The sequence below is a fragment of the Parapusillimonas granuli genome (assembly GCF_013416525.1).
In the GTDB taxonomy this organism is placed as follows: domain Bacteria; phylum Pseudomonadota; class Gammaproteobacteria; order Burkholderiales; family Burkholderiaceae_B; genus Parapusillimonas; species Parapusillimonas granuli.
This window is the reverse complement of record NZ_JACCEM010000013.1, coordinates 1-21,175: the sequence shown is the minus strand read 5'-3', so window position 1 is coordinate 21,175 and position 21,175 is coordinate 1. Positions and strand designations below refer to the sequence as shown.

The 21,175-nt window shown below is 65.5% G+C and carries 16 protein-coding genes; 13 read left to right on the top strand and 3 right to left on the bottom strand.

Features of this window, described 5'->3' with window-relative positions; translation table 11 throughout:
• The first annotated feature begins 80 nt into the window (after window positions 1-80).
• Window positions 81-974 (top strand): DMT family transporter, encoded by an 894-nt coding sequence (locus H0A72_RS19775; RefSeq protein ID WP_246437043.1) that lies wholly within the window; start codon window positions 81-83, stop codon window positions 972-974.
• A 78-nt stretch (window positions 975-1,052) separates the two neighbouring features.
• Here H0A72_RS19775 and H0A72_RS19770 read toward each other — a convergent pair whose 3' ends face one another.
• A complete protein-coding gene (locus H0A72_RS19770) occupies window positions 1,053-2,699 on the bottom strand; it encodes an electron transfer flavoprotein-ubiquinone oxidoreductase (protein ID WP_180158239.1) in 1,647 nt (548 codons plus the stop codon).
• A 183-nt stretch (window positions 2,700-2,882) separates the two neighbouring features.
• On the opposite strand from H0A72_RS19770, the gene H0A72_RS19765 reads away from it, so the two are divergent.
• The 7 genes from H0A72_RS19765 (at window position 2,883) to H0A72_RS19735 (ending at window position 9,651) form a co-directional block, all read left to right on the top strand.
• Entirely contained in the window at window positions 2,883-3,332 is a 450-nt protein-coding gene (locus H0A72_RS19765; RefSeq protein ID WP_180158238.1) for an acyl-CoA thioesterase, read from the top strand.
• 94 nt (window positions 3,333-3,426) lie between these two features.
• Window positions 3,427-4,134 carry a CoA transferase subunit A gene (locus H0A72_RS19760; protein WP_180158237.1) on the top strand — a complete coding sequence of 236 codons (708 nt, stop codon included), beginning with the start codon at window positions 3,427-3,429 and terminating at the stop codon, window positions 4,132-4,134.
• Window positions 4,135-4,136: 2 nt separating this feature from the next.
• Complete coding sequence (locus H0A72_RS19755) at window positions 4,137-4,790, top strand: CoA transferase subunit B (RefSeq protein WP_180158306.1); 654 nt, start codon at window positions 4,137-4,139, stop codon at window positions 4,788-4,790.
• Window positions 4,790-6,586: an aminopeptidase P family protein gene (locus H0A72_RS19750; RefSeq protein WP_180158236.1), complete on the top strand. Its 1,797-nt coding sequence runs from the start codon at window positions 4,790-4,792 to the stop codon at window positions 6,584-6,586. Before H0A72_RS19755 ends, H0A72_RS19750 begins: the two co-directional genes overlap by 1 nt.
• A 190-nt stretch (window positions 6,587-6,776) precedes the next feature.
• A complete protein-coding gene (gene pyrG / locus H0A72_RS19745) occupies window positions 6,777-8,429 on the top strand; it encodes a CTP synthase (protein WP_180158235.1) in 1,653 nt (550 codons plus the stop codon).
• Complete coding sequence (kdsA, locus tag H0A72_RS19740; RefSeq protein ID WP_180158234.1) at window positions 8,426-9,274, top strand: 3-deoxy-8-phosphooctulonate synthase; 849 nt, start codon at window positions 8,426-8,428, stop codon at window positions 9,272-9,274. The genes pyrG and kdsA overlap by 4 nt, the downstream gene beginning before the upstream one ends.
• A gap of 92 nt (window positions 9,275-9,366) precedes the next feature.
• Window positions 9,367-9,651 (top strand): DUF1330 domain-containing protein, encoded by a 285-nt coding sequence (locus H0A72_RS19735; protein WP_180158233.1) that lies wholly within the window; start codon window positions 9,367-9,369, stop codon window positions 9,649-9,651.
• 66 nt (window positions 9,652-9,717) lie between these two features.
• Here H0A72_RS19735 and H0A72_RS19730 read toward each other — a convergent pair whose 3' ends face one another.
• On the bottom strand, window positions 9,718-12,015 hold the full coding sequence (locus H0A72_RS19730; RefSeq protein ID WP_180158232.1) for an NADP-dependent malic enzyme: 2,298 nt from the start codon (window positions 12,013-12,015) through the stop codon (window positions 9,718-9,720).
• A gap of 300 nt (window positions 12,016-12,315) precedes the next feature.
• Here H0A72_RS19730 and H0A72_RS19725 point away from each other — a divergent pair, with 300 nt between their 5' ends.
• The 5 genes from H0A72_RS19725 to H0A72_RS19705 all read left to right on the top strand — a co-directional run bounded on the left by H0A72_RS19725 (window position 12,316) and on the right by H0A72_RS19705 (window position 20,557).
• Window positions 12,316-15,183 (top strand): 2-oxoglutarate dehydrogenase E1 component, encoded by a 2,868-nt coding sequence (locus H0A72_RS19725; RefSeq protein WP_180158231.1) that lies wholly within the window; start codon window positions 12,316-12,318, stop codon window positions 15,181-15,183.
• 30 nt (window positions 15,184-15,213) lie between these two features.
• Window positions 15,214-16,422: a 2-oxoglutarate dehydrogenase complex dihydrolipoyllysine-residue succinyltransferase gene (gene odhB, locus H0A72_RS19720; RefSeq protein ID WP_180158230.1), complete on the top strand. Its 1,209-nt coding sequence runs from the start codon at window positions 15,214-15,216 to the stop codon at window positions 16,420-16,422.
• Between the two features lie 134 nt (window positions 16,423-16,556).
• Window positions 16,557-17,984 carry a dihydrolipoyl dehydrogenase gene (gene lpdA, locus H0A72_RS19715; protein ID WP_180158229.1) on the top strand — a complete coding sequence of 476 codons (1,428 nt, stop codon included), beginning with the start codon at window positions 16,557-16,559 and terminating at the stop codon, window positions 17,982-17,984.
• Between the two features lie 88 nt (window positions 17,985-18,072).
• On the top strand, window positions 18,073-19,164 hold the full coding sequence (gene zapE, locus H0A72_RS19710; protein ID WP_180158228.1) for a cell division protein ZapE: 1,092 nt from the start codon (window positions 18,073-18,075) through the stop codon (window positions 19,162-19,164).
• Window positions 19,165-19,219: 55 nt separating this feature from the next.
• Window positions 19,220-20,557: a tryptophan--tRNA ligase gene (locus H0A72_RS19705; protein WP_180158227.1), complete on the top strand. Its 1,338-nt coding sequence runs from the start codon at window positions 19,220-19,222 to the stop codon at window positions 20,555-20,557.
• A 6-nt stretch (window positions 20,558-20,563) separates the two neighbouring features.
• On the opposite strand, the gene H0A72_RS19700 is transcribed toward H0A72_RS19705, so the two are convergent.
• Window positions 20,564-21,085, bottom strand: coding sequence for a hypothetical protein (locus H0A72_RS19700; protein WP_180158226.1), 522 nt, complete (start codon window positions 21,083-21,085; stop codon window positions 20,564-20,566).
• Window positions 21,086-21,175: the final 90 nt, after the last annotated feature.

Here is a 21,175-nt window from a genome sequence, read left to right as displayed (position 1 = left end):
ATGCCGGGCCGCCCGCGCGGCGGCCCGGCGCTCGCCGCCCCCTTCCCGGGGGCGCTTTTTGTTTTTTTGCGGAGCATGCATTGGGATCGAACCAGACGGATCGGGGCGCTCTGGCCCTGATGGCCTTGACGGTCGCTTTGTGGGGGTTCAGCTGGATCGCCATGAAGTCGCTCACCGGCTATATCGGGCCTTTCGATCTGGTGATGTCCCGCTACGCCATCGCCTTCCTGGTCCTTTTCGCGGTGCTGCTGCTGAGCCGGCAGCCTTGGGCCTGCCCCCGGCCCTACGGCCTGAATCTCTGGATCGCGGTTTTCCAGACCTCGGGCTTCCAATGCCTGTGCCAGCTGGCGCTGGTCACCGGCGGGGCGGGGCAGGTGGTGACCCTGGCCTACACCATGCCTTTCTGGGCGGCGCTGTTCGCCTGGCTGATCCTGGGCGAGCAGCCCACGCGCTGGCACATGCTGGGTTTCCTGCTGGCCGGCGTGGGCCTGGTGGGCATCGTGGCGCCGTGGCGGGGCCTGGGTTCTTTGACAGGCTCGCTGCTGGCCCTGGCCGGCGGCGCGAGCTGGGGGCTGGGCATGGTGCTGGCCAAGAAGATGTTCCAGCGGTATCGGCCCAATGTCCTGACGCTGACTTGCTGGCAGATGTTCCTGGGCGCGGTGGTCACCTTCCCGCTGACGCTGATTTTCCCGCAGCGCCCGGTGGTCTGGGCGCCGGAGCTGTTCTGGGGCGTGGCCTACATGTCGGTCGGCGCTTCGGCGCTGGGCTGGTGGCTCTGGATGTCGGTGGTGCGGCGCGTCAGCGCGACGGTGGCGGGCATGTCCAGCCTGGGCGTGCCCATTTTGACGGTCGTCCTGGCGTGGTTCCTGCTGGGAGAAAGGCCCACGTGGCTGGAACTGACGGGCGTGGGCTTCATCATGTCCGGGCTGCTGGTGGTGAATCTGGCGCCGGTGCTGGACCGGAGTAGGGGGTAGGCTCCGCCCTTCCTCAGCACCCCGGCGCCGCCCGAGGAAGCCGCGCCGCGGGTGCCCGGCGGGCTCCCCGAGCCCGGATCACATCCCGTTGTAGACCGGCCCTTCCCCGCCCTGGGGCGCCACCCAGACGATGTTCTGGGTCGGGTCCTTGATGTCGCAAGTCTTGCAATGCACGCAATTCTGGGCATTGATCTGCAGCTTGTCCTCTCCGGTATCCGTCTTCACGAACTCATACACGCCGGCGGGGCAATAGCGCGCCTCCGGGCCGCCGTACTTCGCCAGATTCACCGCGACCGGAACCGAGGGGTCCTTGAGCGTGAGATGGATGGGCTCGTTCTCGTCGTGATTGGTATTGGAGATGAACACCGAACTGAGGCGATCGAAGGTGAGCTTGCCGTCGGGCTTCGGATAATCGATGCGGGCGCATTCGGCGGCGGGTTGCAGACAGGCGTGGTCCGGCTTCGTGCGATGGATCGTCCAGGGCATCTTGCCCTTGAGCAGCCACTGCTCCACGCCCGTCATCAGCGTGGCGATCGTGCGGCCCTTCTTGAACCATTGCTTGAAATTGCGCGCCTTGTTCAGTTCGGCGTGCAGCCAGGATGCCTCGAAAGCGGCCGGGTAGGCCACCAGCTCGTCGTGGCTCCGGCCCGCGGCCAGTGCGTCGAAAGCGGCTTCGGCGGCCAGCGCGCCCGTCTTGATCGCGGAGTGGCTGCCCTTGATGCGCGACGCATTGAGCACGCCCGCCTCGCAGCCGACGAGCACGCCGCCCGGGAAGCACAGCTTGGGAACCGAGAGCAGGCCGCCCGCGGTCAGCGAGCGCGCCCCGTAGGCGATGCGCTTGCCGCCTTCGAAAGTGGGGCGGATGGCGGGGTGGGTCTTGTAGCGCTGGAATTCCTCGAAGGGGGACAGCCAGGGGTTGGCGTAATCGAGCCCGACGACCAGGCCGACGGCCACGATGTTGTTGGGCAGGTGGTATAGAAAGGAACCGCCGTAGGTGTCGGAGTCCAGCGGCCAGCCGGCGGTGTGCACCACCAGGCCGGGCTGCGACTGCGAGGGGTCGACTTCCCACATTTCCTTGATGCCTATGCCGTAGCTTTGGGGGTCGCGCCCCGCGTCGAGCTTGTAGCGCTCGATCAGCTGGCGGCCCAGCTGGCCCCGCGAACCTTCGGCGAAGATGGTGTAGCGGGCCAGGAGCTCCATGCCCGGCTGGTAGTTGTCGGTGTGCGTGCCGTCGCGCGCGACGCCCATGTCGCCCGTGGCGACGCCCTTGACCGCGCCGCCGTCGGTGTACAGGATTTCGGCCGCGGCGAAGCCGGGGAAGAGGTCCACGCCCAGGGCTTCGGCCTGTTCGCCCAGCCAGCGGGTCACGTTGCCCAGGCGCACGATGTAGTTGCCATGGTTCCGGAAGCAGTCGGGAAGCAGCCAGCCCGGCGTGGCTCTCGCGCCTTTTTCGGACAGGAACAGGAATTTGTCTTCCGTGACCTCGGTGTCGAGCGGCGCGCCTTTTTCTTTCCAGTCGGGAATGAGTTCGGTCAGCGCGCGCGGGTCCATGACGGCGCCGGACAAGATATGCGCGCCGACCTCGGAGCCTTTCTCGAGCACGCAGACACTGATTTCCTGGCCGCGCTCCGAGGCAAGTTGCTTGAGCCGAATGGCCGCGGCGAGGCCGGCCGGGCCTGCGCCGACCACGACCACGTCGTATTCCATTGATTCACGTTCAGACATGAGTGAGTTCTCCCGAATGTAATTGCATAGCATTGCGTTCAGCCGCGCAGGCCGTAATTTTCTGCCGCAATTGTATTGCAGTCTTTGATGCGGGTTGAAAAGCCCGCGGGCGGGCGCGCGGGTAGCGCCCGGGACGGCGGCTCACGTTATACTTGCCTGGTACAAGATTCAGCACGAGAGCCCATGTCGATTCAAGCCGCCGATCGTTTGCCGTTGCCGTCCGTTCGCTGGGCGGAGCCTTGTTTGATACCGGTGCGCTGGGGCGACCTCGATGCCATGGATCACGTCAATAATACGGTGTATTTCCGCTACTTCGAAGAAGCCCGCGTCCGCTTGCTGGCCGGCGCGGGCGTATTCGGCGATGCCGGGCGCGGAGCCGTCCTGGCGCAGACGTCTTGCGATTTCCTCAAGCCCGTGCAATACCCCGCCACGGTGGTGATCCGCCAGGGGCTGGTGCGCATCGGCCGCTCCAGCCTGGAAGCCGAGGTCGTGCTCGAGCTCGACGGCGAGCCGGGCGTGGCCTATGCGCGCGGGCGCTACGTCGTGGTCGGATCCAGCCGTGAGACCGGCAAATCCATGCCCTGGACGGAAGCGGAGATCCGGCGGCTGGAGCAGATATTCCAAAGTGGTTGAAGCGGCGTCCCCGCCGTTTGTAATGGTTGCGCGGTAAAAACTTCTTCGGGCGCCGCGGCGCCCGGCGAACATACTAAATAAAAGGACAGGAGTAATGGATAAAGTGTATGCGAGCGCGGAAGAGGCGCTCAAAGGCGTAGTCGCCGACGGCCAGACCATCGCGGTCGGCGGGTTCGGTCTTTGCGGCATCCCCGAAGCCCTGATCGCGGCCCTGCGCGATTCGGGCGTTCAGAATCTCACCTGCGTCAGCAACAACGCCGGCGTCGACGGCTTCGGGCTGGGCTTGCTGCTGGCGACCCGGCAAATCAAGAAAATGATCGCCTCCTACGTGGGCGAGAACAAGGAGTTCGAGCGCCAGTTCCTGTCGGGCGAACTGGAGCTCGAATTCACGCCCCAGGGCACGCTCGCCGAAAAACTGCGCGCGGGCGGGGCCGGCATTCCGGCTTTCTTCACGCGCACCGGCGTGGGCACCGTGGTGGCCGAGGGCAAGGAAACGCGCGAATTCGACGGCGAAACCTATGTCATGGAACGCGCCATCGTCCCCGACGTCTCGCTGGTCAAGGCCTACAAGGCCGACCGCAGCGGCAACCTGGTCTTCCGCAAGACCGCCCGCAACTTCAATCCGAACGTGGCCATGGCCGGCAAGATCACCGTGGCCGAGGTCGAGCACATCGTCGCCACCGGCGACCTAGATCCCGACGAGGTCCACTTGCCGGGAATCTACGTGCATCGCATCGTGCTCAACGCCCACCCCGAAAAACGCATCGAACAGCGCACCGTCCGCGCTGCCCAAGGAGCTTGATGATGGCCTGGAATCGCGAACAAATGGCGGCGCGCGCCGCCCAGGAACTGCAAGACGGTTTCTATGTGAACCTGGGCATCGGCCTGCCCACGCTGGTGGCCAATCACGTGCCGGCCGGCGTCGAAGTCTGGCTGCAATCCGAGAACGGCCTGCTGGGCATCGGCCCCTTCCCGACCGAAGACGAAATCGACGCCGACCTGATCAACGCCGGCAAGCAGACGGTGACCACGCTGCCCGGCTCCTCCATCTTTTCCTCGGCCGATTCGTTCGCCATGATCCGCGGCGGCAAAATCAATCTCGCCATCCTGGGCGCCATGCAGGTGTCCGAAAAAGGCGACCTGGCCAACTGGATGATTCCGGGCAAGATGGTCAAGGGCATGGGCGGCGCCATGGACCTGGTGGCGGGCGTCGGCCGCGTCGTGGTGCTCATGGAACACGTGGCGCGCAAGAAGGACGGCACCGAGGACCTCAAGCTGCTGCCCGAATGCACCTTGCCTCTGACCGGCGTGGGCGTGGTGGACCTGATCATCACCGACCTGGGCGTCATGGAAGTCACCGACGGCGGCCTGAAGCTGCTGGAAGTCGCGCCGGGCGTCACGGTCGAGGAAATCCAGTCCAAGACGGCGGCGCGGCTGGACGTCTCGGCGGTGGCCTGATGGCCGGTCCGCAGGATATCGCCGAGCGCCTGCGGGCGCTGCGCGCCGCCCTCCGGGATTCCGGACTGCACGCCTACGTGGCCTTGTCGTCCGACCCGCATCTTTCCGAATACCTGCCCGAACGCTGGCAGGGCCGCCAGTGGCTCAGCGGTTTCGACGGCTCGGCCGGCACCCTGGTCGTCACCGACGGCTTCGCCGGCCTCTGGACGGACAGCCGCTATTGGGAACAGGCCGACAACGCGCTGGCGAACACCGGCATCGCGACGATGCGCGCGGGCGCGCCCGATGTCCCCGGCCCCGCGCAATGGCTGGCCGGCCAACTGCCGCAAGGCGCGCGGGTGAACATCGACGGCGATGTGCTGTCGCTGCAGGCGCAGCGGCAGTGGCACGACGCCTTGTCGAAAAGCGGCATCGAGCTGGTCCACGACCGCGATGCGCTGGACGGCATCTGGGCTTCGCGTCCGGCGCCGCCGAGCCGGCCGGTGTTCGAGCACCTGCCGCCCCATGCCTGCAGAACGCGCTCCGAGAATCTGGCGGCCCTGCGCGCGGCGATGCGCGAGCACGGCGCCGGCTGGCATTTGCTGTCGTCGCTCGACGACATCGCCTGGCTGTTCAATTTGCGGGGCGGCGACGTCTCCTACAACCCGGTCTTTCTTTCCTACGCGCTCATCGGCCATGCGGAAGCGCGGCTGTACCTGGCGCCGGAAAAAATCAGCGCAAGCCTGCGCCGGGCGCTGGCTGCCGACGGCATCCGCGTCGAGCCCTATGAAGCCATCGCCGGCGCGCTGGCCGGCCTGGCCGAAGACCAGGTCTTGCTGGTCGATCCGGCCCGCACGACGGTGGGGCTGCTGCGGGCGGCCGAACGCGCGGGCAAGGTCGAGGCGCTCAACCCCACCCAGCTCTTGAAGTCGCGCAAGAATGCGGCGGAGATCGACAACGTGCGCGCCGCCATGGAGCAGGACGGCGCCGCGCTGTGCGAGTTCTTCGCCTGGTTCGAAGCGGCGCAGGGCGCGGAGCGCATCACCGAGCTCACCATAGACGAAAAAATCACCGCGGCGCGCGGCCGCCGCCGGGGCTTCGTATCGCCCAGCTTCGGCACCATCGCCGCCTATGCCGCGAACGGCGCCATGCCGCACTACCACGCCACGGAAGACGCGCACGCCGTCATCGAGGGCGACGGCCTGCTGCTCATCGATTCGGGCGGGCAATACCTGAACGGCACGACCGACATCACGCGGGTCGTGCCCGTCGGGCGGGTCAGCGCCGAACAGAAGCGCGACTACACGGCGGTGCTGAAGGGCATGATCGCGCTCTCGCAGGCGGTCTTCCCGGAAGGCCTGGCCGCGCCGCTGCTGGACGCCATCGCCCGCGCGCCGATCTGGCGCAGCGGGGCGGAATACGGCCATGGCACCGGGCACGGGGTGGGCTACTTCATGAACGTCCACGAAGGGCCGCAGTCCATCGCCTACCGCGCCACCGTCACGCCGCATTCCGCCATGCTGCCGGGCATGATCACCTCGAACGAGCCCGGCCTGTACCGGCCCGGGAAATGGGGCATCCGCATCGAGAATCTCGTCCTGGCGACGCCGGCCTGCACGACTGAATTCGGCAGCTTCCTGCGCTTCGAGACCCTCACGCTATGCCCCATCGATACCCGCTGCGTCGATGCCGGCATGCTGTCCGCCGACGAACGCGACTGGCTGAACCGCTATCACGAGCACGTCCGCCACAGGCTGGAGCCGCTGGTCGACGGCCCGGCCCGGGAGTGGCTGCTGCTGCGCACCCAAGCCATCTGATCCGCCTCGCGAGCGTTGTTGTTTTTTTGCCCTGGGCGGCGGCAAGCCGCGGGCGCGGCGTGTGGGGGGGGCCTTACCTTATTTTGCCGCCGGGCCGCCCCAAGGCAACTCGGGGGCGGAACAAGCAGCCGGGTCCCGGCTATAATCCAAATTTCCCGCTCCTGTCCGGTCGTCCCGGGCATGTTACACAATGACCAAATATGTATTTGTCACGGGGGGCGTCGTGTCCTCCCTGGGTAAGGGCATAGCCGCCGCTTCTCTTGCCGCCATCCTGGAATCCCGGGGCCTGCGCGTCACGCTGCTCAAGCTCGATCCCTACATCAACGTCGATCCGGGCACCATGAGCCCCTTCCAGCACGGCGAGGTCTTCGTCACCGAGGACGGCGCGGAAACCGACCTCGATCTCGGGCACTACGAGCGCTTCATTTCCGCGCGCATGCGCAAGGTCAACAACTTCACCACCGGCCAGATCTACGAATCCGTGCTGCGCAAAGAGCGCCGCGGCGATTATCTGGGCAAGACGGTGCAGGTGATTCCGCACATCACCAATGAAATCCAGGATTTCATCGCCCGCGGGGCCAAGGCGGCCTGGAACGGCGAGACCGACGTCGCCATCGTGGAGATCGGCGGAACGGTGGGCGACATCGAGTCCTTGCCCTTCCTGGAAGCCGCGCGGCAGATGAGCCTGCGCCTGGGGCGCAACAACGCCGCCTTCGTGCACCTGACCCTGGTGCCTTTCATCGCCTCGGCCGGCGAGCTCAAGACCAAGCCCACGCAGCATTCGGTCCAGAAGCTGCGCGAAATCGGCATCTATCCCAATGCGCTGCTGTGCCGCGCCGACCGGCCCATTCCCGACGAAGAGCGCGCCAAGATCTCGCTGTTCTCCAACGTGCCCCTGGACGCCGTCATTTCGGTCTGGGACGCCGATTCCATCTACAAGATTCCGGCCATGCTGCACAAGCAGGGGCTGGACAACCTGGTCTGCGACGCGCTGGCGCTCACGCCGCCGCCGGCCGACCTGACCATGTGGGAACGCCTGGTCGACGCCATCGAGAACCCCGTGCACCACGTTCGCATCGGCATGGTGGGCAAGTATGTCGACCTGACCGAATCCTACAAGTCGCTCAGCGAAGCGCTGGTGCATGCCGGCATCCATACGCGTTCCAAGGTGGAGATCGTGTACCTGGATTCCGAGCAGATCGAGGCCGAGGGCACCGCCTGCCTGGAGGACCTAGACGCCATCCTGGTGCCGGGCGGCTTCGGCAAGCGGGGTACCGAAGGCAAGATCAAAGCCATCCGCTATGCCCGCGAAAACAAGGTGCCCTATCTGGGCATCTGCCTGGGCATGCAGCTGGCGGTGGTCGAGTTCGCCCGGCACGTGGCCGGGCTGGGCGGCGCCAACAGCACCGAGTTCGACCCTTCGGCCCCGCATCCAGTCGTGGCGCTCATCACCGAGTGGCAGGACCGCGAGGGCAAGCTGGAAAAGCGCGACCAGAACTCCGACCTGGGCGGCACGATGCGCAAGGGCGCGCAGCGCTGTCCGGTCAAGCCCGGCACGCGCGCCAGCCAGATCTACGGCAACGAGGTCAACGAACGCCATCGCCACCGCTACGAGGTCAACAACGTCTACGTCCCCCGCCTCGAAGAGGCCGGCATGGTCATCAGCGCCCGCACACCCACCGAAAACCTGCCTGAGATCATGGAGCTGCCCAGCCATCCCTGGTTCATGGGCGTGCAATTCCACCCGGAGTTCACCTCCACGCCGCGCGACGGCCATCCGCTGTTCAGCAGCTACATCCGCGCGGCGATCGAGCGCCAGGCCCAACGCAAGGCGGAATCATGAAACTATGCGGTTTTGACGCGGGTCTCGAGCATCCGTTTTTCCTGATCGCGGGCCCCTGCGTCATCGAGTCGCGCCAATTGGCCTTCGATACGGCCGGCATCTTGAAAGAGATGACGGCCGAGCTCGGCATACCGTTCATCTACAAAAGCTCCTTCGACAAGGCCAACCGCAGCTCCGGCGCGTCGTATCGCGGGCCCGGGCAGGACGAAGGCCTGCGCATCCTGGCCGACGTGCGCGACCAGCTGGGCGTGCCGGTCCTGACCGACGTCCACACGGTGGAGCAGGTGGCGGTGGTGGCGGAGGTGGTGGACGTCCTGCAGACGCCGGCCTTTCTTTGCCGCCAGACCGATTTCATCCAGGCCTGCGCCGCAACCCTCAAGCCCGTCAACATCAAGAAGGGCCAGTTCCTCGCGCCGCACGACATGACGCAGGTCGTCGCCAAGGCGCGCGCCGCCGCCCTGGCGGCGGGCGGCGACGGCCACAACATCCTGGTGTGCGAGCGGGGCGCGTCCTTCGGCTACAACAACCTGGTTTCCGACATGCGGTCGCTGGCCATCATGCGCGAAACCAGCTGTCCGGTCGTGTTCGACGCCACGCATTCGGTGCAGCTGCCGGGCGGGCAGGGCACCAGTTCCGGCGGCCAGCGCGAATTCGTACCCGTCCTGGCGCGCGCCGCCGTGGCCGTGGGGGTCTCGGGCGTGTTCATGGAAACGCATCCGCACCCGGACCAGGCCCTGTCCGACGGCCCCAACGCCGTGCCGCTGGACCAGATGCGCCGCCTGCTGGAATCGCTGGCCGGCATCGACCGCTATGTGAAGGGCAGCGGCGTGCTGGCGCAGGACTAGGATCCGCGGATACTAAGGGTCATCGCTCGGTCTCAAAGAGGATTTCGTCCTGTATATTGTCGATCGTCGAGGCTACGATCGCGAGACTGAGTATGGCGGCTTACGTAATTGCTAACGTTTTCGTCACGAACCCTGAAAAATACGAGGAATATCGGCGCTTTTCCACGCTGGCCATGCGCGCGCACGATGTGAAGGTGCTGGTGCGCGGGGGCAAGTCGGAAACGCTGGAGGGCCGCGACCCGGGCCGCACGGTGGTGCTGCAGTTTCCGAACATGGCCGCGGCGCGGGCGTTCTACAACTCCGCCCAGTACAGGCGCGCCCGGCATGCGCGGGAGCGCGCGGCGGTGATGAACATGTATGTGGTCGAGGGCGTGTGAAGCCGGCGGGTTTCAGGCAAGGCGCCCGGCGCCCCGCCCCTTGAAACCCAAACGGCCGGCACCCGCCTACAGCGATACCTGCCCGGCCTCCTGCTGCGCATCCACCACCGCCAGCGTCGTCATGTTCACGATGCGGCGCACCGTGGAGCTGGTGGTGAGAATGTGCACCGGCCGAGCCGCCCCCAGCAACACCGGGCCCATCGCCACGCCATTGCTGCCCGTCATCTTCAGCATGTTGTAGGTGATGTTCCCCGTGTCCAGATTGGGCATGATCAGCAGATTGGCCGGCCCCTTCAGCGCGGAATCCGGATAAGCCTTGTTGCGGATCTTCTCCGACAGCGCCGAGTCGGCATGCATTTCGCCGTCCACTTCCAGATGCGGCGCGCGTTCCGACAGAATGCGGCGGGCCTCGGCCATCTTGCGCGAAGACTTCGTGCTGCGGCTTCCGAAGTTCGAATGCGACAGCAGAGCCACCTTCGGCACCACGCCGAAGCGCTGCATTTCTTCGGCCGCCTGGATCGTCATGTCGGCGATCTGCTCCGCGTCCGGGTCCTCGTTCACGTGCGTGTCGCAAATGAAAAGGGTCTGCGTCGGCAGCATCAGCACGTTCATCGCCGCGAAAGTCTTGGCCCCCTGCTTCAGGCCGATGACCTCCTCCACGTACTTCAGCTGATTGTCGAAGCGGCTGCTGACGCCGCACAGCATGGCGTCCGCGTCGCCGCGCTGCAGGAGCATCACGCCGATCAGCGAATTGTGCTTGCGCACCATGGCTTTGGCGATGTCGGGCGTGACGCCGTCGCGGCCCTTGAGCTTGTAATAGGCCTGCCAGGTTTCATTGAAGCGCGCATCGTTCTCGGGATCGACGATCTCGATGTTGCGGCCGGCCGCAAGCCGCAAGCCGAATTTCTCGATGCGCATGTTGATCACCGCCGGGCGGCCCACCAGGATGGGGAAGGCGATGTTCTCGTCGACCACCGTCTGGGCGGCGCGCAGCACGCGCTCGTCTTCGCCGTCGGCGTAGATGACGCGTTTCGGCGCGGTCTTGGCCTGCATGAACAGCGGGCGCATCAGCTGGCCGGTATGGTAGACCAGGCTCATCAGCTTCTGGCGATAGGCCTCGATGTCCTCGATGGGGCGGCGGGCCACGCCCGATGCGGCGGCGGCCTCGGCCACCGCGGGCGCGATCTTGACGATCAGGCGCGGATCGAAGGGCTTGGGGATGATGTAGTCGGGTCCGAAGGCCAGGTCCTGGTCGGCGTAGGCGGTGGCGACCTCGTCGTTCTGCTCGGCCTCGGCGAGCTCGGCGATGGCCTTGACGCAGGCGAGCTTCATCTCTTCATTGATGACGGTGGCGCCGACATCGAGCGCGCCGCGGAAGATGAAGGGGAAGCACAGGACGTTGTTGACCTGGTTGGGGTAGTCGGACCGGCCGGTCGCGATGATGCAGTCGGGGCGCGCCGCCTTGGCGATCTCGGGGCGGATTTCGGGCTCGGGATTGGCCAGCGCCAGGACGAGCGGGCTGGGCGCCATGGTCTTGAGCATGTCGGCCGTCAGCACGCCGGGGGCGGAGCAGCCCAGGAACACGTCGGCGTCGACGCAGACGTCGGCCAGGGTGCGGGCCTGGGTGTCCTGCGCGTAGCGGGCCTTGTTGGGCTCCATGTTCTCGTCGCGGCCGACGCGGATCACGCCGCGCGAATCCACCACGAAGATGTTCTGCTTCTTGACGCCCAGGTGCACCAGCAGGTCCAGGCAGGCGATGGCGGCCGCGCCCGCGCCCGAGCACACCAGCTTGACGTCGCCGATCCGCTTGTCGACCACCTTCAGGCCGTTCAGGATGGCGGCCGACGAAATGATGGCCGTGCCGTGCTGGTCGTCGTGGAAGACCGGGATCTTCATGCGCTCGCGCAGCTTCTTCTCGATATAGAAGCATTCCGGCGCCTTGATGTCTTCCAGGTTGACGCCGCCCAGGGTGGGCTCCAGCGCCGCGATGATGTCCACCAGCTTGTCGGGGTCGGTTTCGGCCAGCTCGATGTCGAACACGTCGATGCCGGCGAACTTCTTGAACAGGCAGCCCTTGCCTTCCATGACCGGCTTGGCGGCCAGCGGGCCGATGTTGCCCAGGCCCAGCACCGCCGTGCCGTTGGTGATCACGCCCACCAGATTGGAGCGCGAGGTGTACATGGATGCGGCCTGCTCGCCTTCGGCGTGGATGGACATGCAGGCAACGGCGACGCCCGGGGAATAGGCGAGGGAGAGATCGTCCTGGTTGGCCAGCGGCTTCGTCGGCATGACGGAGATTTTGCCGGGCGTGGGGTTGGCGTGGTAGTCCAAGGCGAGTTTTGCGAGGTCGGCATTGGCGTCCATGAGTGCGGCTCCTGTAAAAAACAAAGACAGAAAAGTTAACCGGATTGCCAGGCCGGGTAAAGAAAATGTAGGCGGACGAGGCCAGGTGTTTGTTAATGCCAACGCTTTGGCCGTTTTGCCGGCGGTTTGCACCCCGCGGGTTTGTCCCCTGTAGCTTCGAGGGTATACTACTGCGAATACGGCTTATCAAGGCGTCGTACGTTGCCTTCTGCCCCGCTATCCGCTAATCGGTCTGGCCGTGTCGCGGAAGGTGTTCCTGCATCATAACGAGTGAGACACTCGGATAGGTGAAGCGCATATATGTCATCGGAAATAGAACTCTTATCAACTTCTTACCTTTTTGGTAGCAACGCCCCCTATGTCGAGGAACTCTACGAGTCCTATCTCGACAATCCCGGCTCCGTTCCGGACAAGTGGCGCCAGTATTTCGACCAGCTGCAAAACCAGCCCGCGGCCGACGGCAAGGAAACCACGCGCGATCAGGCCCACGCCCCCGTCATCGAATCCTTCGCCCAGCGCGCCAAGGCCAACGCCTTCGTCGTGCGCGCCCAGGAACCCGACCTTTCGGTGGCCAGCAAGCAGGTCTATGTCCAGTCCATCATAGCGGCGTATCGCTCGCTGGGTTCGCGCCTGGCCGACCTCGACCCCTTGAAGCGCCAGGACCGCCCGGTCATCCCCGAGCTGGATCCCAGTTCCTACGGCCTGACCGAAGCCGACCTCGACCAGGTGTACGCGGCGACCAACACCTATTTCACCAAAGCCGACACCATGACCTTGCGCGACATGCTCAAGGCCTTGCGTGACACCTATTGCCGCAACATCGGCGCGGAATTCATGCACATTTCCGACCCCACCGCCAAGCGCTGGATCCAGGAAAGGCTCGAATCCTCCATGGGCGTGCTGACCCTCACGCCCGAGCAAAAACGCCACATCCTGCAGCAAGTCACCGAGGCCGAAGGCCTCGAACGCTATCTGCACACCAAATATGTCGGCCAGAAGCGTTTCTCCCTCGAAGGGGGCGAAAGCTTCATCGCCGCCATGGATGAAGTCGTGAACCACGCCGGCGAAAACGGCGTGCAGGAAATCATCGTCGGCATGGCGCACCGCGGACGCCTGAACATGCTCGTGAACATCATGGGCAAGATGCCCGGCGACCTGTTCGCGGAATTCGAAGGCAAGCACGCCGAAGGCCTGACCGACGGCGACGTCAAATACCACAACGGCTTTTCCAGCGACCTGTCCACGCGCGGCGGCCCCGTGCACCTGTCGCTGGCGTTCAACCCGTCCCACCTCGAAATCGTCAACCCCGTGGTGGAAGGCAGCGTGCGCGCGCGCCAGGACCGCCGCGGCGACACCGACGGTTCCCAGGTCCTGCCCGTGCTGGTGCACGGCGACGCGGCCTTCGCGGGGCAGGGCGTGGTCATGGAAACCCTGAACCTGGCGCAAACCCGCGGCTACGGCACGGGCGGCACGCTGCACATCGTCATCAACAACCAGATCGGCTTCACCACCTCCGACCCCCGCGATACGCGCTCCACGCTGTATTGCACCGACGTCGTCAAGATGATCGAAGCCCCGGTGTTCCACGTCAACGGCGACGACCCCGAAGCCGTCGTCTACGTGACCCAGCTGGCGCTGGACTACCGCCAGAAGTTCCGCCACGACGTCGTGGTCGACATCGTCTGCTTCCGCAAGCTGGGCCACAACGAGCAGGACACCCCCTCGCTGACCCAGCCGCTGATGTACAAGAGCATCGGCAAGCACCCCGGCACCCGCAAGGTCTATGCCGACAGGCTGGTCGCCCAGGGCGTGCTGTCGCCCGACGAACCCGACCAGCTGGTGAAGGACTACCGCCAGCTCATGGAAGACGGCCAGCGCACCATCGAGCCCGTCCTCACCGACTACAAGAACAAGTACGCCACCGACTGGTCGCCCTTCCTGGGCGCCAAATGGACCGACTCGGCCGACACCGGCGTGCCCATCGCCGAACTGACCCGCATCGGCGAAAAGCTCACTACCGTCCCCGACAACTTCACGCCGCACTCCCTGGTCAACAAGCTGCTGAATGACCGCCGCGCCATGGCGCGGGGCGAAATGAACGTCGACTGGGGCATGGGCGAGCACCTGGCCTTCGCCACCCTGGTGGCCAGCGGCTATGCGGTGCGCATCACCGGCCAGGACTCCGGCCGCGGCACCTTCACCCATCGCCATGCCGTGCTGCACGACCAGAAGCGCGAACGCTGGGACGACGGCAGCTACATTCCGCTGCAGAACGTCTCCGAGAACCAGGCGCCGTTCACCGTCATCGACTCGGTGCTGTCCGAGGAAGCCGTCCTGGGCTTCGAATACGGCTATGCCACCGCCGAGCCCAATACGCTGACCATCTGGGAAGCGCAATTCGGCGACTTCGTCAACGGCGCCCAGGTCGTCATCGACCAGTTCATCACATCCGGCGAAGCCAAGTGGGGCCGCCAGTGCGGCCTGACCCTCATGCTGCCGCACGGTTACGAAGGCCAGGGCCCCGAGCACTCCTCGGCCCGCATCGAACGCTTCCTGCAGCTGTGCGCCGACAACAACATCCAGGTGGTCCAGCCCACGACGGGGGCCCAGATCTTCCACGTGCTGCGCCGCCAGATGATCCGTCCGTTCCGCAAGCCGCTGGTGATCCTCACGCCGAAGTCGCTGCTGCGCAACAAAGACGCCGCCTCTCCGCTTTCCGATCTGGCCACCAGCCAGTTCCTGCCCGTCATCGGCGAACAGAACGCCGATATCGATCCAGCCGGCGTCAAGCGCGTCCTGGTGTGCTCGGGCAAGGTGTATTACGATTTGGTCCATGCGCGCAACGACGCGGGCCGCAACGATGTCGCCATCCTGCGCATCGAACAGCTGTACCCGTTTGCGCACAAGGCCTTCCAGGCGGAACTGCAGAAATACGTGAACGCCAAGGAAGTCATGTGGGTCCAGGACGAACCGCAGAACCAGGGCCCCTGGTTCTACATTCAGCACCACCTGTACGAGAACATGAGCGAAGGTCAAAAGCTGGGCTATGCCGGGCGGCCCGCATCGGCGTCCCCCGCGGTGGGCTATCTGGCCAAGCACCAAGAGCAGCAGCGCGCGCTGCTCGAGCAGGCCTACGCCCCCAAATTCAAGACCTTCCTGGCCAAATAACGAATACCTTACACAAACGGAATACACACCATGGCAATTACTGACGTTCTCGTACCCCAGCTTTCCGAATCCGTTTCGGAAGCCACGCTGCTCAACTGGAAGAAGCAGCCTGGCGAAGCGGTCGAAGCCGATGAAATCCTGATTGAAGTCGAAACCGACAAGGTCGTGCTCGAAGTGCCGGCGCCCGCCGGGGGCGTCTTGAAGGAAATCGTGAAGGGCGACGGCAGCACCGTGACGTCCGGTGAGGTCCTTGCCCGCATCGACACCGAAGGCAAGGCCGCCGCCGCACCCGCCGCCGCAGGCGCCGCTCCGGCGGCACCCGCCTCGGCGCCGGCCGCCGCCGCTGCCGCGCCCGCCGCGTCCGCCATCACCTCGCCCGCCGCGGGCAAGATCCTGGCCGACAAGGGCGTGGATCCGGCCAGTGTCGAAGGCACCGGCCGCGGCGGCCGCATCACCAAGGGCGACGCCCTGCAGGCCGGCGCCGCGCCCGCCAAGAAAGCGGCCGCTCCGGTGGCGCCGCCCACGCTGTCGCTGGACGGCCGCCCCGAACAGCGCGTGCCCATGAGCCGCCTGCGCGCCCGCGTCGCCGAACGCCTGCTGCAGTCGCAATCCGAGAACGCCATCCTCACGACCTTCAACGAGGTCAACATGCAGGGCATCCTCGACCTGCGCAAGAAGTACAAGGACGAATTCGAGAAAGAACACGGCGTCAAGCTGGGCTTCACTTCCTTCTTCGTGAAGGCTGCCGTGGCGGCGCTCAAGAAATACCCCGTGCTGAACGCCTCGGTCGACGGCAAGGACATCATCTACCACGGCTATTTCGACATCGGCATCGCGGTCGGCAGCCCGCGCGGCCTGGTGGTGCCCATCCTGCGCAACGCCGATCAGCTCTCCATCGCCGACATCGAGAAGCAGATCGCCGATTTCGGCGCGCGTGCGCGCGACGGCAAGCTCAGCCTGGAAGAACTCACGGGCGGCACGTTCTCGATCTCCAACGGCGGCGTGTTCGGCTCGATGCTGTCCACGCCCATCATCAATCCTCCGCAGTCGGCCATTCTCGGCATCCACGCCACCAAGGACCGTCCGGTGGCCGAAAACGGCCAGGTGGTGATACGCCCCATGAATTACCTGGCCCTGTCGTACGATCACCGCATCATCGACGGCCGCGAAGCGGTGCTGGGCCTGGTGGCCATGAAAGAAGCGCTCGAGGATCCTCAGCGCCTGCTGCTGGACGTCTGAGCAATGCAGGCAACGGCCTAGGAAAACCCCGGTAGCGGTCCGGCACGCCTGGACCCGCCTGCCGGGGTTTTTGCCTCTTCCGACACGCAGCCCTATCCGGGCCTTGCGGCAACCCTATTCTTATCGAGATAAAAATGGCTAAACAATTCGACGTCGTCGTCATCGGTGCGGGTCCCGGCGGATACATCGCCGCCATACGCGCGGCACAGCTGGGCATGACCGTGGCATGCATAGACGCCTGGACGTCCCCCGACGGCAAGCCCGCGCCCGGCGGCACCTGCACCAACGTGGGCTGCATACCCTCCAAGGCCTTGCTGCAGTCCTCCGAACACTACGAGCAGGCCAACCACCATTTCGCCGAGCACGGCATCGAAATCAAGGGCGTGGGCCTGAAGCTCGACACCCTGATCGGCCGCAAGGACACCGTCGTGAAGCAGAACAACGACGGCATCCTGTACTTGTTCAAGAAGAACAAGGTCACCTTCTTCCATGGCAAGGGCTCCTTCGTCGCGCACGTCGACGGCGGCTGGAACATCAAGGTCGAAGGCAAGTCCGAAGAAGACCTGGTCGCCAAGCACGTCGTCATCGCCACCGGCTCCACGCCGCGCGAACTGCCCGGGCTGCCCTTCGACGAAACCCAGGTGCTGTCCAACGACGGCGCCTTGCGCATTCCGGCCGTGCCCAAGAAACTGGGCGTGATCGGCGCGGGCGTCATCGGCCTGGAGCTGGGCAGCGTGTGGCGCCGCCTGGGCGCCGAGGTCACGGTGCTGGAAGCCATGCCCGACTTCCTGGCCGTCGCCGACCAGCAGGTCGCCAAGGAAGCGCACAAGGCCTTGACCAAGCAGGGTCTGGCCATACATACCGGCGTCAAGATCGCCGAGGTCAAGACCGGCGCCAAATCCGTCACCATCCAGTACGCCGATGCGGCCGGCGCCGAACAGAAGCTCGTGGTCGACAAGCTGATCGTGTCCATCGGGCGTGTGCCCAACGTTGAAGGCCTGGGCGCCGACGTCGTCGGCCTGAAGCGCGACGAGCGCGGCTTCATCGTGGTCGACGACGACTGCAAGACCAGCCTGCCCAACGTCTGGGCGGTCGGCGACGTGGTGCGCGGACCCATGCTGGCCCACAAGGCCGAAGAAGAAGGGGTGGCCGTGGCCGAACGCATCGCCGGCCAGCATGGCCACGTCAACTTCGGCACCATACCGTCGGTCATCTATACCTCGCCCGAGATCGCCTGGGTCGGCAAGAACGAGCAGCAGCTCAAGACCGAAGGCCGCGAATACAAGGCCGGCAGCTTCCCCTTCATGGCCAACGGCCGGGCGCGCGCGCTGGGCGACACCACCGGTTTCGTCAAGGTGCTGGCCGATGCCAAGACCGACGAAGTCCTGGGCGTGCATATCATCGGGCCCATGGCCTCGGAACTCATCGCCGAAGCCGTGACCATCATGGAATTCCGCGGCGCGGCCGAAGACATCGCGCGCATCTGCCATGCGCACCCGACCTTGTCCGAAGCCATGAAGGAAGCCGCGCTGGCCGTGGACAAGCGCACGCTGAACTTCTGATCCTCCATGCCGCATATCCGGTGACCCAGTGCAGGGCGGGCGATGGCCCGCCCCTGCTTTTTGCCGCCGAACCGCCTCAAGGCAAAGTATGAATGTTCGTGAGTACTACTTCAAAGCCCTGGAAGAGCGGGGTTACCGTTCCGATGACGCCCAATTGCGGGCCATCGAGCGCCTGCAGGCGTATTTCGACGACTGGGTGGAGTTCAAGAAGGCGCGCGCATCCACCTTCCGCAAGCTCTTCAAGCGGCCGGACGTCCCGCGCGGCGTGTACATGTGGGGCGGGGTGGGGCGCGGCAAGAGCTTCCTGATGGACGCCTTCTACCTGACGGTGCCGGTCAAGCGCAAGACCCGCGTGCATTTCCACGAATTCATGCGCGGCGTGCACAAAGAGCTGGACGACGTCCGCGGCCAGCAGGATCCCCTGGACGAAGTCGCCCGGCGCATCGCCAAGCGGTATCGCCTGATCTGCTTCGACGAATTCCACGTGTCCGACGTGGCCGACGCCATGATTCTGTACAGGCTGCTCTTTCGCCTGTTCGAATACGGCACCTCGTTCGTCATGACCTCCAACTACGAGCCTTCCACGCTCTATCCCGACGGTCTGCACCGCGACCGCATCCTGCCGGCCATCAAGCTCATCCAGGAGCGCATGGACATCCTGAACGTCGACGTCGGAACGGATTACCGGCGCCGCACCCTGGAGCAGGTGCGCATGTACCTGACGCCCATCGGCCCCGACACGCAGGCCGAACTGCAGCAGGCCTTCGACCGGCTGCTCGACACGGCGCCGATGAAACCGGTGCTGACGGTCGAGAACCGCGAGCTCAAGGCCGTGGCGCTGGGCGGCAACATCGTGTGGTTCGACTTCGCCACCTTGTGCGGCGGGCCGCGTTCGCAGAACGACTACCTGGAACTGGCGAGCCGCTTCCAGACGGTGATTCTTTCCGACGTGCCGCGCATGAGCCCGCGCCAGGCCTCCGAAGCGCGCCGCTTTACCTGGCTGATCGATGTATTCTACGATCACAGGGTCAAGCTGATCATGTCCGCCGAATGCGATCCCGAAGAGCTCTACACCCAGGGCCCCATGGCGAACGAATTCCATCGCACCGTCTCGCGCATCCTCGAGATGCAGTCGCGCGAATACCTCGAATCCGAGAAGCGCGAGGCGGTCACGCTGTAGCTGATTTTTCCCGGCCGGCCCGGCCTCTAATGCTTCAAGAATTTCGAAACCATCTATGAATACCCGCGTACTGACTGGCATCACGACTTCCGGAACGCCCCATCTGGGCAATTATGCGGGCGCGATACGGCCTTCCATACAGGCGAGCACGCAGCCCGGCGTGGACGCGTTCTATTTCATGGCCGACTATCACGCGCTGATCAAGTGCGACGACCCGCAGCGCGTGGCGCGCTCGCGGCTCGAGATCGCCGCCACCTGGATCGCCGCCGGCCTGGACACGGACAAGGTCACGTTCTACCGCCAGTCCGACCTGCCCGAGATCCCCGAGCTGTGCTGGATCCTGACCTGCGTCACGGCCAAGGGGCTGATGAACCGCGCCCACGCCTACAAGGCCTCGGTGGACCAGAACGTGGCCCGGCAGGCCGACCCGGACGACGGCATCAACATGGGCCTGTTTTCCTATCCCATACTGATGGCCGCCGACATCCTGCTGTTCAACGCGCACAAGGTTCCCGTGGGACGCGACCAGATCCAGCATCTGGAAATGACGCGCGACATCGCCAGCCGCTTCAATCACCTGTACGGCCACGGCACCGACTTCTTCGTCCTGCCCGAGGTGCAGATAGACGAGGAAGTCGCCACGCTGCCCGGGCTGGACGGGCGCAAGATGTCCAAGAGCTACGACAACACCATTCCCTTGTTCGAAGGCGGCGCCAAGGCGCTGCGGTCGGCGGTCATGCGCATCGTGACCGACTCGCGCGAACCGGGCGAACCCAAGGACGCGGAAGGTTCGCATCTGTACGCGCTGTACCGCGCGTTCGCCACGCCCGCGGAATCCGGCGCTTTTCGCCTGCAGCTCGAACAGGGCCTGGGCTGGGGCGACGCGAAAGCCATGCTATGCGAGCGCATCGAGCAGGAAATCGGCCCGATGCGCGACCGCTATGCTGAACTGATGGCGCACCCGGAACGCATCGAAGACATCTTGCAGGCGGGCGCCGAGAAGGCCAGGCGCCTGGCCACGCCCTTCATGGCAGTGCTGCGGGAAGCCGTGGGGCTGCGCAGCAGCGCGGCGGCGGTCCCGGGCGCGGCCGCGGGCGGCAAGAAGGCGCCGGGCAAGCGCGCGGCGCGCCTGGTCAGTTTTCGGGACGAGGGCAAGCGCTTCCGTTTCCGCCTGCTGGCGGCCGATGGGCAGGAACTGTTCCTGTCCGAAGCCTTTGACGACCCCAAGGCGGCGGGCGCCGCGATCAAGGCCTTGCAAGAGGCCGGCCTCGACGGCTTCGCGTCGCGCCAGGGCGGCGACGTGATCCTTTCCATCGACGGCGCGGCCATTGCGCGCTTCGACGCCGCCAGGCACGACGCCGTCGCCGAGGCCTTGCGCACGCTGGAGGGCTGATCCCCCCTACAGGCAGCGCGCCGCGTGCAGCCCCAGTTCGCGGCAGAGATCCAGGGTCTGGTCCACCGTTGCACGGTGGACCAATATGACCTGGAAGTCGTTGGCATAGCTTTCGCCGAATTCGATCAGGCAGTACTTTTCGTGGTGGCGCAGCAGCTGCTCGTCCACCCAGCGATAGAAGTCCGGCACGGACTGGAAGTCGTTGTCGTCGTATGGGTAGTCGGGCAGGGCGGGCTGCTCGAAGGCGTCGATGACCTGCTCGTAAAGCTCGTCCACCGTGTCGGCCACGGCGAAATAGTCTTCCAGCTCGACGAATACGATGAAGGCGGCGACGCCCTCCGGATCGTATTGCGCGACTTTCGCGGCGTCCGCGCCGTAGAGTTCGCGCAGTGTCTTGGCGGGGTCGCGCCGCGCCGCGACGCAGGCCTGGACGATGCGCTGGGTCTCGTGCTCGTCCAGGTCGCCGCAGCTCAGCAGGCCGATCAGCCGTCCCAGCTTGCTTTCGTATCCGGATGCGGGTTCGGCCATGGCTTATTTCCTGAGCTTGGCGAAGGCGGCGGCCATCGCGCCCATGCCGGCCGGCTGGGCCGCCGGGCGCGCCGGCGCGCCGCCGTTGCG